Source organism: Salipiger sp. 1_MG-2023 (genome assembly GCF_030547555.1).
Classification (GTDB): Bacteria; Pseudomonadota; Alphaproteobacteria; order Rhodobacterales; family Rhodobacteraceae; genus Salipiger.
Genome location: NZ_JAUOQN010000029.1, coordinates 44,254 through 59,075, shown reverse-complemented (window position 1 = coordinate 59,075; position 14,822 = coordinate 44,254). Strand labels below are relative to the sequence as shown.

The 14,822-nt window shown below is 63.4% G+C and carries 15 protein-coding genes; 11 read left to right on the top strand and 4 right to left on the bottom strand.

The window, feature by feature from the left end; translation table 11 throughout:
- Positions 1-27 precede the first annotated feature (27 nt).
- Entirely contained in the window at positions 28-219 is a 192-nt protein-coding gene (locus Q4543_RS14500) for a DUF1810 family protein (RefSeq protein WP_303439224.1), read from the bottom strand.
- Between the two features lie 155 nt (positions 220-374).
- Positions 375-1,595 (bottom strand): argininosuccinate synthase, encoded by a 1,221-nt coding sequence (locus tag Q4543_RS14495; RefSeq protein WP_303439222.1) that lies wholly within the window; start codon positions 1,593-1,595, stop codon positions 375-377.
- Between the two features lie 6 nt (positions 1,596-1,601).
- Here Q4543_RS14495 and Q4543_RS14490 point away from each other — a divergent pair, with 6 nt between their 5' ends.
- Both Q4543_RS14490 and ilvA read left to right on the top strand, forming a co-directional pair.
- On the top strand, positions 1,602-2,447 hold the full coding sequence (locus Q4543_RS14490) for a hypothetical protein (RefSeq protein WP_303439220.1): 846 nt from the start codon (positions 1,602-1,604) through the stop codon (positions 2,445-2,447).
- 39 nt (positions 2,448-2,486) lie between these two features.
- The gene (gene ilvA, locus Q4543_RS14485) at positions 2,487-3,713 is read left to right on the top strand and encodes a threonine ammonia-lyase IlvA (RefSeq protein WP_303439218.1); all 1,227 of its coding nucleotides are present in this window, start codon (positions 2,487-2,489) and stop codon (positions 3,711-3,713) included.
- Here the strand turns inward: ilvA and Q4543_RS14480 are convergent.
- Positions 3,710-4,042: an Hpt domain-containing protein gene (locus Q4543_RS14480; protein WP_303439216.1), complete on the bottom strand. Its 333-nt coding sequence runs from the start codon at positions 4,040-4,042 to the stop codon at positions 3,710-3,712. The genes ilvA and Q4543_RS14480 overlap by 4 nt on opposite strands.
- A 144-nt stretch (positions 4,043-4,186) precedes the next feature.
- On the opposite strand from Q4543_RS14480, the gene Q4543_RS14475 reads away from it, so the two are divergent.
- Positions 4,187-5,452 (top strand): PP2C family protein-serine/threonine phosphatase, encoded by a 1,266-nt coding sequence (locus Q4543_RS14475; protein WP_303439214.1) that lies wholly within the window; start codon positions 4,187-4,189, stop codon positions 5,450-5,452.
- On the opposite strand, the gene Q4543_RS14470 is transcribed toward Q4543_RS14475, so the two are convergent.
- Complete coding sequence (locus tag Q4543_RS14470; protein WP_303439212.1) at positions 5,440-5,877, bottom strand: NUDIX hydrolase; 438 nt, start codon at positions 5,875-5,877, stop codon at positions 5,440-5,442. The genes Q4543_RS14475 and Q4543_RS14470 overlap by 13 nt on opposite strands.
- A 76-nt stretch (positions 5,878-5,953) precedes the next feature.
- Between Q4543_RS14470 and Q4543_RS14465 the strand changes: the two genes are divergently transcribed.
- The 8 genes from Q4543_RS14465 (at position 5,954) to Q4543_RS14430 (ending at position 14,797) form a co-directional block, all read left to right on the top strand.
- Positions 5,954-6,931, top strand: a complete 978-nt coding sequence (locus Q4543_RS14465) for an Hsp33 family molecular chaperone HslO (protein WP_216003146.1) — start codon at positions 5,954-5,956, stop codon at positions 6,929-6,931.
- Entirely contained in the window at positions 6,928-7,530 is a 603-nt protein-coding gene (locus Q4543_RS14460) for a CoA pyrophosphatase (protein ID WP_303439210.1), read from the top strand. The genes Q4543_RS14465 and Q4543_RS14460 overlap by 4 nt, the downstream gene beginning before the upstream one ends.
- Positions 7,527-8,654 (top strand): CCA tRNA nucleotidyltransferase, encoded by a 1,128-nt coding sequence (locus Q4543_RS14455; RefSeq protein WP_303439208.1) that lies wholly within the window; start codon positions 7,527-7,529, stop codon positions 8,652-8,654. Before Q4543_RS14460 ends, Q4543_RS14455 begins: the two co-directional genes overlap by 4 nt.
- Complete coding sequence (locus Q4543_RS14450; protein WP_303439207.1) at positions 8,651-9,229, top strand: LysE family translocator; 579 nt, start codon at positions 8,651-8,653, stop codon at positions 9,227-9,229. The genes Q4543_RS14455 and Q4543_RS14450 overlap by 4 nt, the downstream gene beginning before the upstream one ends.
- Positions 9,230-9,271: 42 nt before the next feature.
- Positions 9,272-11,137, top strand: a complete 1,866-nt coding sequence (locus Q4543_RS14445) for an ABC transporter ATP-binding protein (protein WP_303439205.1) — start codon at positions 9,272-9,274, stop codon at positions 11,135-11,137.
- Positions 11,134-12,969 (top strand): ABC transporter ATP-binding protein, encoded by a 1,836-nt coding sequence (locus Q4543_RS14440; RefSeq protein WP_303439204.1) that lies wholly within the window; start codon positions 11,134-11,136, stop codon positions 12,967-12,969. The genes Q4543_RS14445 and Q4543_RS14440 overlap by 4 nt, the downstream gene beginning before the upstream one ends.
- A gap of 39 nt (positions 12,970-13,008) precedes the next feature.
- Complete coding sequence (locus Q4543_RS14435; protein ID WP_303439202.1) at positions 13,009-14,223, top strand: class I SAM-dependent RNA methyltransferase; 1,215 nt, start codon at positions 13,009-13,011, stop codon at positions 14,221-14,223.
- Between the two features lie 79 nt (positions 14,224-14,302).
- Complete coding sequence (locus tag Q4543_RS14430; RefSeq protein ID WP_216003140.1) at positions 14,303-14,797, top strand: murein L,D-transpeptidase family protein; 495 nt, start codon at positions 14,303-14,305, stop codon at positions 14,795-14,797.
- Positions 14,798-14,822 lie beyond the last annotated feature (25 nt).

Genomic DNA, 14,822 nt, shown 5'->3' with positions numbered 1-14,822 from the left:
GTGTCTTCTTCATCGGAATCTCCTCGTTCATCCTGCCGAGAAAATTCTACTTCCGCATCCACTTAAGATCGGGGGGGGATTACCAGACCGGCCAAGACATTCGAGCTGAGGAAAAACGTACCAGATCCAGTGGCTCGTTTTGTGCCCCTGACGGAGTTCGCTGGTGATCTGGGTCCAATGTGCGTCTTGTGCCGCGAGAATGTCGTTGAGTGCCGCCATTTTCAACCGTTCACCAAGCCGGGGTGCTGCCCCGGACCCCGGGATATTTAGAGCCAGAAGAAGCAGGGAAGACCGCTCGCGGCCTCTTCTGGCCAAAAATATCCCCGCCGGAGGCGTGTCCGGCGGGGGAAAACACTACGGCGCTTGTGAAAGGCTCAGCCCTTCAGACGGCGGTTCCGCGCGGCCAGAAGTTTCAGGCGTAGCGCGTTGAGCTGGATGAACCCCTTGGCGTCTTCCTGGTTGTAGGCGCCAGCGTCGTCTTCGAAGGTCACATGCGCCTCTGAGTAGAGCGACTGTTCGGACCAGCGAGCAATGGTGCGCGCCGAGCCCTTGTAGAGTTTCAGACGAACGGTGCCGGTCACATGCTCTTGCGACTTGTCGATCAGCGCCTGAAGCATTTCGCGTTCGGGCGAGAACCAGAAGCCGTTGTAGATCAGTTCCGCGTAGCGCGGCATGATCGAATCTTTGAGGTGACCTGCACCGCTGTCCAGCGTGATCTGCTCGATGCCGCGATGTGCCTCAAGCAGAATCGTACCGCCCGGGGTCTCGTAGATGCCACGGGATTTCATGCCGACGAAGCGGTTCTCGACAAGGTCGAGAACGCCGATGCCATGCTTGCCGCCCAGTTCGTTCAGCTTGGTCAGGATCGTCGCGGGCGACATCGCCTCGCCGTTGATCGCGACCGCATCACCTTTTTCAAATGTGATCTCGACCAGCTCGGGTTCGTTCGGGGCTTGCTCGACGGGCACGACGCGCTGAAGGACGTATTCGGGCGCCTCCTCGGCGGGATCTTCCAGAACCCGGCCTTCGGAGGAGGTGTGCAGCAGGTTCGCATCGACCGAGAAAGGCGCTTCGCCGCGCTTGTTCTTGGCAATCGGAATCTGGTTTTTCTCAGCAAAATCAATTAGTTTTGTGCGAGATGACAAATCCCACAAACGCCACGGTGCGATCACCTTGATATCTGGGTTCAGCGCATAGGCGGCCAGTTCGAACCGCACCTGGTCGTTGCCTTTGCCGGTTGCACCATGCGCCACCGCATCGGCGCCGCAGGCTTCGGCGATCTCGACGAGACGCTTGGAGATCAGCGGGCGCGCGATCGAGGTGCCCAGCAGGTAAAGCCCTTCGTAAAGAGCGTTGGCGCGGAACATCGGGAAGACGAAGTCGCGCACGAATTCCTCGCGCAGATCTTCGATGTGGATCTCGGTGGCCCCCATCATCTCGGCTTTGGCGCGCGCCGGTTCGAGCTCTTCGCCCTGACCGAGATCGGCGGTAAAGGTTACCACCTCGCAACCGTATTCGGTTTGCAGCCATTTTAGGATGATCGAGGTGTCGAGGCCTCCGGAATAGGCCAGGACGACTTTCTTGGGCGCCGACATGATAGGTTGTTCCTTACGCTGAATCTGCCGCGCGGTTTATGGCCTTTTGACGTAAGGAGCAAGGATCGGTCGTTGACCACCCCTTTTCCTGTGATAGCCCTGCCGGGAAAGTCGACAGATGAGGCGGGCGCGATGGGCTGGAAACTCTTCCTTCACTCGGTACGGATGGTGCTGGACAACCTTGGCGTCGCGCTGCGGCTGTCGTCGTTACTGTATCTGGTACAGATGGCGTTTACGGTGTTTCTTTTCGTCACACCGGATGATTCGCTGCAACAGCCGACGGCCGGAACCGCAGAGCTGTTGCTGCTGTCGATCTTCGCGGTGGTTGCAAGTCTCTGGATCGCGGTCGGCTGGCATCGCTTTGTGTTGACCGGAGAAGAACCGGCAGGCTTCGTGCCGCGCTGGCACGGATCAGAGATGCTGTCGTATTTCGGGCGCTCCTTGCTGATCGGCTTCATACTGATCGCGCTGGGATCTGTCATTGCCGGGCTTGTCCTTGGTATCGGCTCATCGCCTGCACTGATCGGCCTGATGACGTTCGGTCTTGTCGGGCTTGGCAGCTATATCTTCTTTCGGGTGGGACTCGTGCTGCCTGCATCGGCCATGGGCAAGCCCATGAAGATGCGGGAAAGCTGGGATGCGACCTCTGGCGATTCCACCGCGCTGCTACAATTGGCGCTGATCGTCATCGGGGCCAAGCTGTTGATCGAAATCCCCGGGATGATCGATGGAAACACCACCGGGCCGATCAGTTTGATCTACGGGCTTGTCATCGACTGGTTCGTCACGATGTTTGGTGTGTCGCTGCTGACAACGCTTTACGGGGTCTTCATCGAGGGCCGTCGGCTGTAAGCGGCTTGCCAAGCGCATCGGATTGCGCAAGGTCAGGGCATGGACAGCTTTCAAGACCGGGCCCGCGCCGCCGCCGAGCGGATGCGCGAGGTTTTCCCCGAGACACCACTTTTGCGCAATGCCCACCTGTCGCAGCTTTATGGCGCGGACATCTGGCTCAAGCGCGAGGATCTGAGCCCGGTGCGCAGCTACAAGCTGCGCGGCGCGTTCAACGCCATGTCGAAACGCCCGGAGGCCGATCTTTTCGTTGCGGCCTCGGCAGGGAACCACGCGCAGGGCGTGGCCTTCATGTGCCGGATATTCAAGAAAAAAGGCGTGATCTTCATGCCGGTGACCACGCCGGATCAAAAGATCCAGAAGACCCGGATCTTTGGCGGCGAGATGGTCGAGATCGTGATGACCGGCGATTATTTCGACGATACGCTGGCGGCGGCGCAGCAGTATTGTGCCGGGAAGGGCGGGCATTTCCTGTCGCCCTTCGATGATGACGACGTGATCGAAGGACAGGCTAGCGTGGCGGCCGAGATTGAATCCCAGTTGGGCCGCTTGCCGGATCACGTGGTGATTCCCGTCGGTGGCGGCGGTCTTGGGTCGGGGATGCTGGGGTATTTCGGCAACGATGTGCAATATACCTTTGTTGAGCCATCTGGCGGCGCCTGTCTGCGCGCCGCGCTGAAGGCGGGGCGGCCGGTGCCGCTGACGCAGGTGAATACCTTTGCCGATGGCGCTGCGGTCGGGCAGATCGGGATGCGGACCTTCGAATGTCTCAAGGATGTCGGGCTGGCGAATACGCTGGCGATTTCCGAGGATCGCCTTTGCACCACCATGCTCGAGATGTTGAACGTCGAGGGAATCGTGCTGGAACCGGCGGGGGCGCTGTCGGTGGACGCGCTCAAGGATCTTGGGCAGTCGATCCGCGGCAAGACAGTGGTTTGCGTGACCTCTGGCGGAAATTTCGATTTCGAGCGTCTGCCCGAGGTCAAGGAACGGGCGCAGCGCTATTCCGGTGTGAAAAAGTATTTCATCCTGCGGCTGCCGCAGCGACCCGGCGCCTTGAAAGATTTCCTTGGGTTTCTGGGGCCGGATGACGATATTGCCCGGTTCGAGTATCTCAAGAAATCCGCCCGCAACTTCGGCTCGGTTCTGATCGGCATCGAGACCACCGCGCCCGAGAATTTCGCCAAGCTTCAGGCGCAGCTGGACGCGCATGGCTATGCGCTGCGCGACATCACCGAAGACGAGACGCTGGCGCAGTTCCTAATCTAAGCGGCGCAGCGCTTTGGCAGTTCGCGCAGGAAATGGTCGCGGGACGATTGGTATAGCGCCGCGACAGCGGGCAGATCGACATTGGCGTCGCCCGCGTTGGCGGCGCTTTCCCCTGTCTGGCACAGGTCTGACAAAGCGGAAAACCCCAGATTCAGCGCGCTGCCCTTGAGGTAGTGCAGTTTTTCTTCGATTTTCGAGGGGTTTCCGGCTGTCTCTGGCAGCTCTTCGAGCGTTGCCTCTACCTCCATGAGGAAGGCCTCGACGATCTCGTCGAAATCCTCGGCCCCGATTTCATCGCGAAGCTCGGCAACGCGGGTCCAGTCGATCATGGCGCACCTCCTGCGGGCAGGCTAGCCGCAGAAGGTAAAGATAGTCTGAGCGAAGCCGATCAAATTTTTGGGCGCGATTGAAGGGGGTCTTAACACACCTGCGCTAAGACTGACCAAACTGCCTTTTCATGCCCGGAACGCCGCTTGCAACCGAACACAGCAGATATCATTACGCCCAGCCCGTCGTCACCGCATCTGCGGCGGATTCTGGTGGTCGATGACAGCGTTGTGCAGCTCAAGATCCTCAGCGCGATGCTGAAACGTTGGGGGTTCGAGGTCTGGCAGGCGGAAAGTGCCGAAGAGGCGCTTGAGCTTTGCGAACAGGTCGTGCCCGATGCCGTGCTGTCGGACTGGATGATGCCCGGCATGGATGGGCTTGAATTCTGCCGTCGGTTTCGTGCTCTGCGGCGCGACAATTACGGCTATTTCATTCTCCTGACCTCAAAGAGCGAAAAGGGAGAGGTCGCCGCCGGGCTGGATGCCGGTGCCGACGATTTCCTGACCAAACCGGTCAATTCCAACGAGCTGCGCGCCCGTATTAACGCCGGTGCCCGCATTCTCGAGATGGAGCGCAAGCTGACCGACACGCTGGGCAAGTTGCAGGGCGCTTATGATGCCATCGATCGCGACCTGCGGCAGGCCCGGACCATCCAGCAGGCGCTGGTACCGCGCCGCCACCATGATTACGGCGGCGCGCGGGTCAGCCTGTTGCTGAAACCCTGTGGGCATGTCGGCGGCGATCTCGTCGGTTTTTTCAGTCCGAACAAGTTCGGGGTCGGGGTCTACAGCATCGACGTGTCCGGTCACGGCATTACCTCAGCGCTAATGACGGCGCGGGTGGCGGGCTATCTCGGGGGCGATTTTCCCGATCAGAACATCGCGCTCGAACGCCGTTTCGAAAAGCTTGTCGCCTTCAGCCCGCCCGAAGAGGTCGCGCGTCGCCTGAACGATCGTCTGTCTGCCGATCCGGGGGTGCTTGAATATCTGACGATGGGCTATGCGATCATCGACATGGGTACCGGGCGGGTCCGGCTGGTGCAGGCGGGGCATCCTCCGCCGCTGCTGATCCATGCCAACGGCAGCATGGAATACATCGGCAACGGCGGCTTGCCCATCGGCCTTGTGCCCGATGTGTCCTACGACCGGATCGAGATCGAGATGCAGCCGGGCGACCGTCTGCTGATCTATTCCGATGGCATTACCGAAGCCACGCTGAAGAACGGCGAGATGCTTGATCAGAGCGGTCTGGTTGATCTTGTGAGGCAATGCTCCGGCGCCCTTGGCACGGAATTCCTTGACGATCTGTATTGGCGGCTCAGCCAGCTCACGCGCGGCGGTATCATCCTTGAAGACGACGTATCCGCCGCGCTGCTTGAATTCGACGGTTTGCCCGCTGGTCAGACCGCGTGACGGCGCACGAAATCACGGTCTCCGGGGTTGCCCAGCAGCGCTGCGGCGACCATTGGCGCCATCCATCGCACCGAATGCCCCGGCTCCAGCGGCGCGCCGTGCGGGCGCACCGGCAGTGCGGCATAGATGATGCACAGCTTCTCGGCCCACAGATCGTATTCCGGCATGTAGGTGAAACGCCGGAACGCCCCAAGCCGCTGGGCGCGCGTGATGTGCCAGCCGGTTTCTTCGTAGACTTCACGGTGCAACGCCTGCACCGGCGATTCGCCTGCGTCGATGCCGCCGCCGGGCAGCTGAAATTCGGGCCATGGCTCTGATTGGTGGGTCACCAGCAGCGCGCCATCGCGCGGCAGGATCGCATAGGCGCCGGGGCGCAGGGTATAGCGGCGCGCGGGCTCGGGCGCGTCTCCGTAGCGTCGGATCATCAGGGGCCCCTTGGTATCGAGCTTGCTCTGCCTATATGGTGCCGGTATGCCAACGCGCGGCAGATAAGGAAACCCCATGACCATCGGCACCAAACTTGCCTGGGATGACACAGTCCTCCCCTTTCAGCTCGATCTTCCCGACATCCGTGGCCGGGTGGCGCGGCTTGATGGCGTGCTGAACGGCGTTCTGTCCCAGCACGATTACCCCGAACCGATCGAGGCGCTTGTCGCCGAAATGACGCTGCTGACAGCGCTGATCGGCCAGACGGTCAAGCTGCGCTGGAAGCTGTCGCTTCAGGTGCAGACCCGCGGCGCGCTGCGGATGATCGCGACGGACTATTTTGCCCCGAGCGCCGAAGGCGAGCCGGCGCGCATCCGCGCCTATGCAAGTTTCGACCGCGATCAGGTCAGCGACGCCACGGCCTTCGATCAGCTCGAAGAGGGGTATTTCGCGATCCTGATGGATCAGGGCGAAGGCACGACGCCCTATCAGGGCATTACCCCGCTGGCGGGCGGCTCGCTGGCCGCCTGTGCCGAAAGCTATTTTGCGCAATCCGAACAATTGCCGACGCGCTTTGCGCTCAATTTCGGCAAGGTGATGAACGCCGACGGCTCTGGCGAATGGCGGGCGGGCGGCATCATGATCCAGACCATGCCCAAGGCGTCGCCCTTCGCGCAGGGCGGCGGATCGGGCGATGGCGGGTTGCTCAAGCCCGAAGACCTCGTGCAGGGCGACGAGCAGGAAAACTGGCGCCGCGTCAATTTCCACGTCGATACGGTGGACGAGCTTGAACTGATCGGCCCCGACCTGCCGCCGACCGATCTTCTGGTGCGCCTGTTCCACGAGGAACAGCCCCGCGTCTACGATGCCCAGCCGGTAAGGTTTGGCTGCACCTGTTCCGAAGACAAGGTGCGCCAGTCGCTGTCGATCTATTCGGCCAAGGACATCGAGAAGATGACCACGGACGATGGTCGCGTCACTGCCGACTGCCAGTTCTGCGGCGCGCATTACGATATGGACCCCACAAGCGTGGGGTTCGAGGCCAACAAGTGAGCCTTGCCGGGGATCAGGAACGCGCGCTGCGTCGCGCACTTCTGGAAGACGGGCAGCCGTCGTCTGATTTTGATCTGAACCCCGGCACCGTTCTGCCCGAGGGCCGTAAACTGCGCCCGGCTGGCGTGCTTGCGGTGTTCATGCCCGGCCCAGATGGTCTGGAACTGTTGCTGACCAAGCGGTCGTCGCGGCTGAAACATCATCCCGGCCAGATTGCCTTTCCCGGTGGCAAGGTCGATCCTGTCGATGATGGCCCGGTGGCGGCCGCGCTGCGTGAAGCGCGCGAAGAGGTGGGGCTTTTCCCGGAAACGGTCGAAATTCTCGGGACTCTGCCGACGCATGAAACGGTGACCGGCTTCGTGGTGACGCCTGTGGTGGCGCTGGCGCCCTGCTTTGATCCGGTGGCAGAGCCGGGCGAGGTGGCCGAGGTGTTTCGCGTGCCCTTTGCCCATGTCACCAACCCGGCGCGATACCATATCGAAGGCCGGCGCTGGCGCGGTCAGCGTCGGCTCTATTACACCGCGCCCTATGGTCCCTATTACATCTGGGGCGCGACGGCGCGGATGCTGAGGGCGCTGGCCGGGCGCATTCATCCGTGAAGGTCGATGGCGAGTGGCTGACCGCCGCGCCGACTCAGGCGGTGTTGGGGATGCTCGAGTCGGGCGGCCACGTGGCCTACGCTGTAGGCGGCTGCGTGCGTAATGCGCTGATGGGAGTTGCCGTCGCCGATGTGGATATCGCGACCGATGCGTCGCCCCAGCGGGTTGTCGCGCTGGCGCAGGCGGCAGGGCTGAAGCCAGTGCCGACCGGCATCGACCATGGCACCGTCACCGTCGTCGTGGATGGCATCGGGCACGAGGTCACCACCTTTCGCACCGACGTGGAAACCAATGGGCGGCATGCTGTCGTGCGCTTTTCCAGTTGCATGGCCGAAGACGCGCAGCGGCGCGATTTCACCATGAACGCGCTTTATGCCGATGCGCGCGGGCAGGTGTTCGATCCGGTTGGTGGGCTGCCGGACCTGCAGGCGCGGCGTGTGCGGTTCATTGGGGACGCCAGCGCGCGTATCGCCGAAGATTACCTGCGCATCCTGCGGTTCTTCCGGTTTTGCGCTTGGTATGCCGATCCGGCGCAGGGCATGGACCCTGTTGCGCTGGCAGGGATTGCCGATGGGCTTGACGGTCTGGAAAGCCTCTCCGCTGAACGAGTGGGGCAAGAGCTGCTCAAGCTGCTGGCCGCGCCCGATCCTGCGCCCGCCGTTGCGACAATGGCGCAGCTTGGCGTGTTGGCGCGGGTGCTGCCGGGGGCAATGCCGGATGCGTTGGCCCCGCTAGTACATCTGGAGGCCGGGCTGACACCGGACTCGCTGCGCCGTCTTGCGGTGCTTGGCTCGAACGGCGAGGGGCTGCGGCTGTCGAAGCATCAGAAAAAACGCCTGATGCTATACCGTGAGGCCAGCGGTAGCCTTGCGGAGATCGCCTGGCGTCATGGCGAAACCATCGCCCGCGATATTGCGCTGATCCGCGCGGCCAGCCTTGGCCAGACACTGGACCCCGAGACCGAGGTCGCGATTGCAAAAGGGGCTGCGGCGGTGTTTCCCGTGAAACCGCGCGACCTGATGCCCGGCCTGCAAGGCGCGGCGCTTGGCGCGGCGCTCAAAGACATGGAAACGCGCTGGATCGCCTCGGGCTTCGCGCTGACGAAAGACGAGCTGATACGATGATCGACCCGCTTTACGGTTTCGTGTTCCTAGGCCTGTTCTCGCCGGGGCCGAACGTGGTGCTGCTGACCGCGTCTGGCGCGCGGTTCGGGCTGAAACGCACCTTGCCGCATCTGTTCGGGGTGGTGCTCGGCGTGGGCATCACGGCGGGGCTGACCGGGCTTGGCATCGCGGCGCTGCTGGCGCAGGTGCCGACACTGGCGCTGATACTGAAACTCGCCGCAAGCGCCTGGATGCTGCGGATGGCCTGGGGGCTGTGGAATTCCCACCGCAAACAGGGCGATGGCCGCGAGTGCCCGATGAGCTTTGTCGAGGCGGTGCTGTTTCAATGGATCAACCCCAAGGTCTGGGCGGTGGCGCTGGCGGCAAGCTCGGCCTATCCCGGCGGGCTTGGCGCCGTGGCCGAGGCGATGCGGCTGGGCAGCGCCTTCAGCGGGCTGAACCTGCTGTGCTGCCTGTTCTGGGCCAGCGCGGGCAGCTTGCTGACATGGCTGCTGACCACCCCGCGCGCGTGGCGGATCTTTGCCCGGATCATGGCGTTGGCGCTGGGAGGCTTTTCCGTCATGGTGTTCCTGTAGGGAATCAGGGACACTCCGCGCGCAGGCGAAGGACCCCCCGACATGTTCCGCTACTTTGAAAACCTCGTTGATCCCTATTGCGATTACGAGCAGACAGACACCCCGCCGCGCAAGATGCTGCCGTTCATCGCGCAATACGCCAGGCCGTTCCGCAAGCTGTTCATCTGGGCGGGGCTGCTGTCTGTTGCGGTTGCCAGCGTCGAGATCGGGCTGATCTGGGCGATGGGCTGGGTGGTCGACATACTCGCCGGCGATCCGGCGCAGGTCTGGGCCGATCATGGCACGGCGCTGGTGCTGATGGGGCTGTTCATCCTGTTGATCCGACCGCTGATTCAGGCGCTGGATGTGCTGGTTCTGAACAACGCGATCATGCCGAGCTTTGGGGTGCTGATCCGCTGGCGGGCGCATGCGCAGGTGCTGCGGCAATCCATCGGCTGGTTCGAGAATGATTTCGCCGGACGCATCGCCAACCGCATCATGCAGACGCCCCCGGCGGCGGGCGAGGCGGTGTTTCAGGTCTTTGACGCGCTGACCTTTGCGCTGGCCTATATCGTTGGCGCGGCAGTGTTGCTGGCGGATGCCGATCCGCGGCTGATGCTGCCGCTGATCCTGTGGTTCGTAGGCTACGGCGTGTTGATGCGCTGGCTGATCCGCAAGGTCGGACCGGCGTCGAAGGCGGCGTCGGATGCGCGCAGCCTTGTGAACGGGCGGGTGGTCGACGCCTATACCAACATCCACTCCGTGAAGATGTTCGCGCAGGATCGTCAGGAACTCAATTACGCGAAAGAGGCGATCGACCTCGCCCGCGACACGTTTCGCGCCGAAATGCGGATCTATACGCAGATGGATCTGGCGCTGGTGGTGCTGAACGGGCTGCTGATCGTCGGCGTGGTGGGCTGGGGGCTGGTGCTGTGGATGCAGGGCACCGCCTCGGTCGGGATCGTCGCTGCGGCGACGGCGCTGACGCTGCGGCTGAACGCTATGACCGGCTGGATCATGTGGGCGCTGACCACGTTTTTCCGCCAGCTTGGGGTTGTCGCCGAGGGGATGGAGACCATCGCCCAGCCCATCGCGCTTGTCGATGTGCCGGGGGCAAAACCGCTGGCGCTGAGCGACGGGCGGATCGAGCTGCAAGCGCTGACGCATCATTATGGGCGCGGGCAGGGCGGGCTAGAGAAAATTTCCCTGACCCTGAAGCCGGGGGAAAAGATCGGCCTTGTCGGGCGCTCTGGCGCTGGCAAATCGACGCTGGTGAAATTGCTGCTACGCTTTTATGACCCGGAATCGGGAAAAATTCTCATCGATGGTCAGGACGTGACGCAGGTGCAACAAGACAGCCTGCGCCGCGCCATCGGCATGGTGCAGCAGGACAGCGCGCTGATGCATCGCTCGGTGCGCGACAACCTGCTGTATGGCCGCCCCGATGCAAGCGAAGACGAGATGATCGCCGCCGCAAAACAGGCGCAGGCGCATGAGTTCATCCTGACGCTACAGGACGGGCAGGGCCGCACCGGCTATGACGCGCAGGTCGGCGAGCGCGGCGTCAAGCTGTCGGGTGGGCAGCGCCAGCGGATCGCGCTGGCCCGGGTCATCCTCAAGGATGCGCCGATCCTGCTGCTGGACGAGGCAACCAGCGCGCTGGATTCCGAAGTCGAAGCGGCGATTCAGGATACACTGTACGGCATGATGCAGGGCAAGACCGTCATCGCCATCGCACACCGGCTCAGCACCATTGCGCATATGGACCGCATCCTTGTCCTTGACGGGGGAAAGATCGCCGAAGAGGGTACGCATGACGTGCTTTTGGCACAAAAGGGGCTATATGCCGGGTTCTGGGCCCGCCAGTCCGGAGGTTTCCTCGACCCCGACCAGCCCGCCACCAACACCTCCGAGAAGGCTGCGGAATGACTCTTTCCGAAATCATTGACCCATTTGCGCGCGCCAAGACGCCGCCCCCCACGACGCTCTGGCGTTTCATGGCCTGGGCGATCCGCGGCGCTTGGCCGGTGCTGGTTCCGGCGGCGATCTTTTCCATTCTTGGCGGCGTGACCGAGGTTCTGTCGGCCAAGCTGCTTGGCGATGTCATCGACCGGGCCCTGGGAGGCGCGCCAAGCGAGGTGTTCAGCGCGCAGGGCTGGTTCCTGTTGATGTGCCTTGGCTTTTTCGTGCTGCTGCGGCCGGCGATCCTTGGGATGTCGGCCTATACGCAATCGGTGATGATGCAGCCGAACGTGTTCAACCTGATCCTGAGCCGGGTGCACCGCTATACGCTGGGCCACGCGGTGACGTTTTTCGACAATGATTTCGCCGGGCGCATCTCGCAGAAAGAAATGCAGACGGCCCGCGCGATGAACGATGTGATCACGGAAACCGTGCATTCGGTGCTGTTCGCGGTGGCCTCGGTGGTCGGCTCGGTCTGGTTGCTGGGCGCGGTCGATTGGCGCATCGCGCTGGGGCTGGTGGCATGGATCGTCGCCTATGGCTTTCTGATCCGCCATTTCATGCCGCGCATCCGTTCGACCTCCAAGGCGCGGGCGGCGGCGCGGGCGATGGTCACCGGCCAGCTTGTCGACACGGTGACCAACATCAAGACTGTCAAGCTGTTCGCCCATGACGAATTCGAGGATCAGGCCGCGCTGGGGGCCATGAGCACCTATCGCGACCGGTTCATCGCTTTTGGCCATGTCTCGGCGCAGTTCCGATTCTGGCTGATGGCGCTGGCGGGCACGCTGCCGGTGCTGCTGATCGGCGGCGCGCTGTTCTACTGGTCGGTTGGCATGGTCAGCGCCGGCGATATCGCGGCGACCGGTGCGGTGGCGTTGCGCCTTGCGCAGATGACCGGCTGGGTCAGCTTTACCCTGATGGGCATGTACGCCAACATCGGCGAGATCGAAGACGGCATCCGCACCATCACCCCGGCCCACACCTTGCTGGATGCGCCCGGCGCGCAGGCGCTGGATGTCAGCGACGCGCGGGTCGAGTTTCGCGATGTCGCGTTTTCCTATGGCCGCAAGGAAGGCGGCATAGACCATGTCGCGCTGAACATCGCGCCGGGGGAAAAGATCGGCGTGGTCGGGGCTTCGGGCGCGGGGAAATCGACGATGGTGGCGCTGCTGCTGCGGCTGTACGACGCCGAAAAGGGTGGCATCTTCATCGACGGCCAGAACATCGCCGAGGTCACGCAGGAAAGTCTGCGCCGCCAGATCGGCATGGTCACGCAGGAAACCGCGATGTTCAATCGTTCGGCGCTGGACAACATCCGCTATGGCAAGCCCGATGCCACCATGGAGGAGGTCATCGCCGCCGCCGAAAAGGCCGAGGCGCATGAGTTCATTTTGAAATTGCGCGATCACAATGGGCGCGAGGGCTACGAGGCGCATCTGGGCGAGCGCGGCGTGAAGCTGTCCGGCGGCCAGCGCCAGCGGATCGCTCTGGCCCGCGCGATCCTCAAGAACGCGCCGATCCTCGTGCTGGACGAGGCGACAAGCGCGCTCGATTCCGAGGTCGAGGCGGCGATCCAGTCGGCGCTTGACCGGGTGATGCAGGGCAAGACCGTGCTGGCGATCGCGCACCGCCTGTCGACGCTGTCGGAAATGGACCGGATCATCGTGCTCGACGCCGGGCGCATCGTCGAGGCGGGCAGCCACGACGCGCTGCTGGCGCAAAACGGCCTGTATGCGCGTTACTGGCATCGCCAGTCGGGCGGTTTCATGGTGCCCGAGGCCGACGCCGCCGAGTGAGGCTTGCCAAATGGCCCGTCTCCGGGGCATGAGCAGCGCATGGAACAGGTTACGATAGAGCGGCTTGGCCACCAGGGCGACGGTATCGCCCCGGGGCCGGTTTTTGTGCCCGGCGCGCTGCCGGGCGAGGTGGTGGAAGGTGTCATCCGTGGCGACCGCATGGCGGAGCCGCGCATCGTCACGCCGGTGGAACAGCGGGTCAAGGCGCCCTGCCGCCATGCCAAAAGCTGCGGCGGCTGCCAGTTGCAGCACGCCCGTGACGATTTCGCCGCCGAGTGGAAGGTTGGCGTGGTGCGTCAGGCGCTTGCCGCGCATGCGCTTGATACCGCGTTTCGCCCCATTGCGATCTCGCCGCCGCAAAGCCGCCGCCGCGCGTCTTTTTCGGCGAAGCGCACCAAGAAGGGGGCGCAGGCCGGGTTCCACATGAAAGGCTCGGACATCATCGTTTCGGTGCCCGATTGCCTGTTGGTGCAGCCAGAGCTGACCGGCGCGCTACCACTGGTCGAGGTGCTGGCCGTGCTTGGCGCCGCCCGCAAGGGTGAGCTGTCGGTGATGGTGACGACCTCGCTGCACGGGCTCGATGTGCGGGTGAGCGGTGGCAAGCCGCTGGACCCGACCGAGGAAATGCAGCTGGCAGAGCTCGCCCGCCGTCACGGCTGTGCCCGCATCGCATGGGACAATACGGTGCTGACCCTGCGTCCGGCAGAGCAGCAGATGGGGGCGGCGCGGGTGGTGCCGCCGCCCGGCGCGTTTCTACAGGCGACGCCGCAGGGCGAAGCCGCGCTGCTCGCCGCCGTGCGCGAGGCTGTGGGCGATGCCGGGCATGTGGTGGATCTGTTCGCCGGGTCGGGCACCTTTGCGCTGCCGCTGGCAGAGCGCGCGCGGGTTCATGCGGTGGAAGGCGACAAGGCGATGATCGCGGCGCTCGACAAGGGCTGGCGTATGGCGCAAGGCCTGCGCCACGTCACCACCGAGGCGCGCGATCTGTTCCGCGATCCGCTGATCGATAGCGAACTGTCGCGGTTCGACGCGGCGGTGATCGACCCGCCGCGCGCCGGGGCCGAAGCCCAGATCGCCCAGCTGGCGCTGGCGAAGCTGCCGAAGATCGCGCATGTGTCCTGCAACCCGGTGACCTTCGCCCGCGACGCGGCGGCGCTGGATCTGGCGGGCTATACGCTGGATTGGGTGCAGGTGGTGGACCAGTTCCGCTGGTCGACCCATGTCGAGTTGGTGGCGTCGTTCACGCACAGGTGAGCGCGCCTTGAGCTATCGCGGTGGGTGAATTCGCGCTATGGTTGGCCGCAAAACAACCCATAACAATACGAGCGGACAGATGCGGTTTTTCAGGATTGCCCTGCTACTGGTGGCGGGTGCCCTCGCGGCGTGCAGCAACAGCAAGTTCAGAACCTACAATGGCCCCGAGATCACTCATGTGGTGGTGCAGAAAAGCGCCCGGCGCATGTATCTGTTGCACAACGACAAGGTGCTGGAAAGCTACGACATCGGGCTGGGCTTTGCCCCGTCCGGGGACAAGAAGATCGAGGGTGACGGCAAGACCCCCGAGGGGCTGTATTTCATCGACCGGCGCAACCCCAACTCCCGGTATCACCTGAGCATCGGCCTGTCCTACCCCAGCCCCGATGACCGGGCCGAGGCTGAAGCGATGGGCAAGAGCCCCGGCGGTGACATCTTCATTCACGGCACCCCGCCGCCGTACCGCAGCGCCGGGCGCGACTGGACCTGGGGCTGCATTGCCGTGAGCGATCGCGAGATGGAAGACATCTACGCCATGGTTCGCGACGGCACACCGATCACCATTCACCCCTGATCGAGGCTGCGATCGCCCGGCAGGG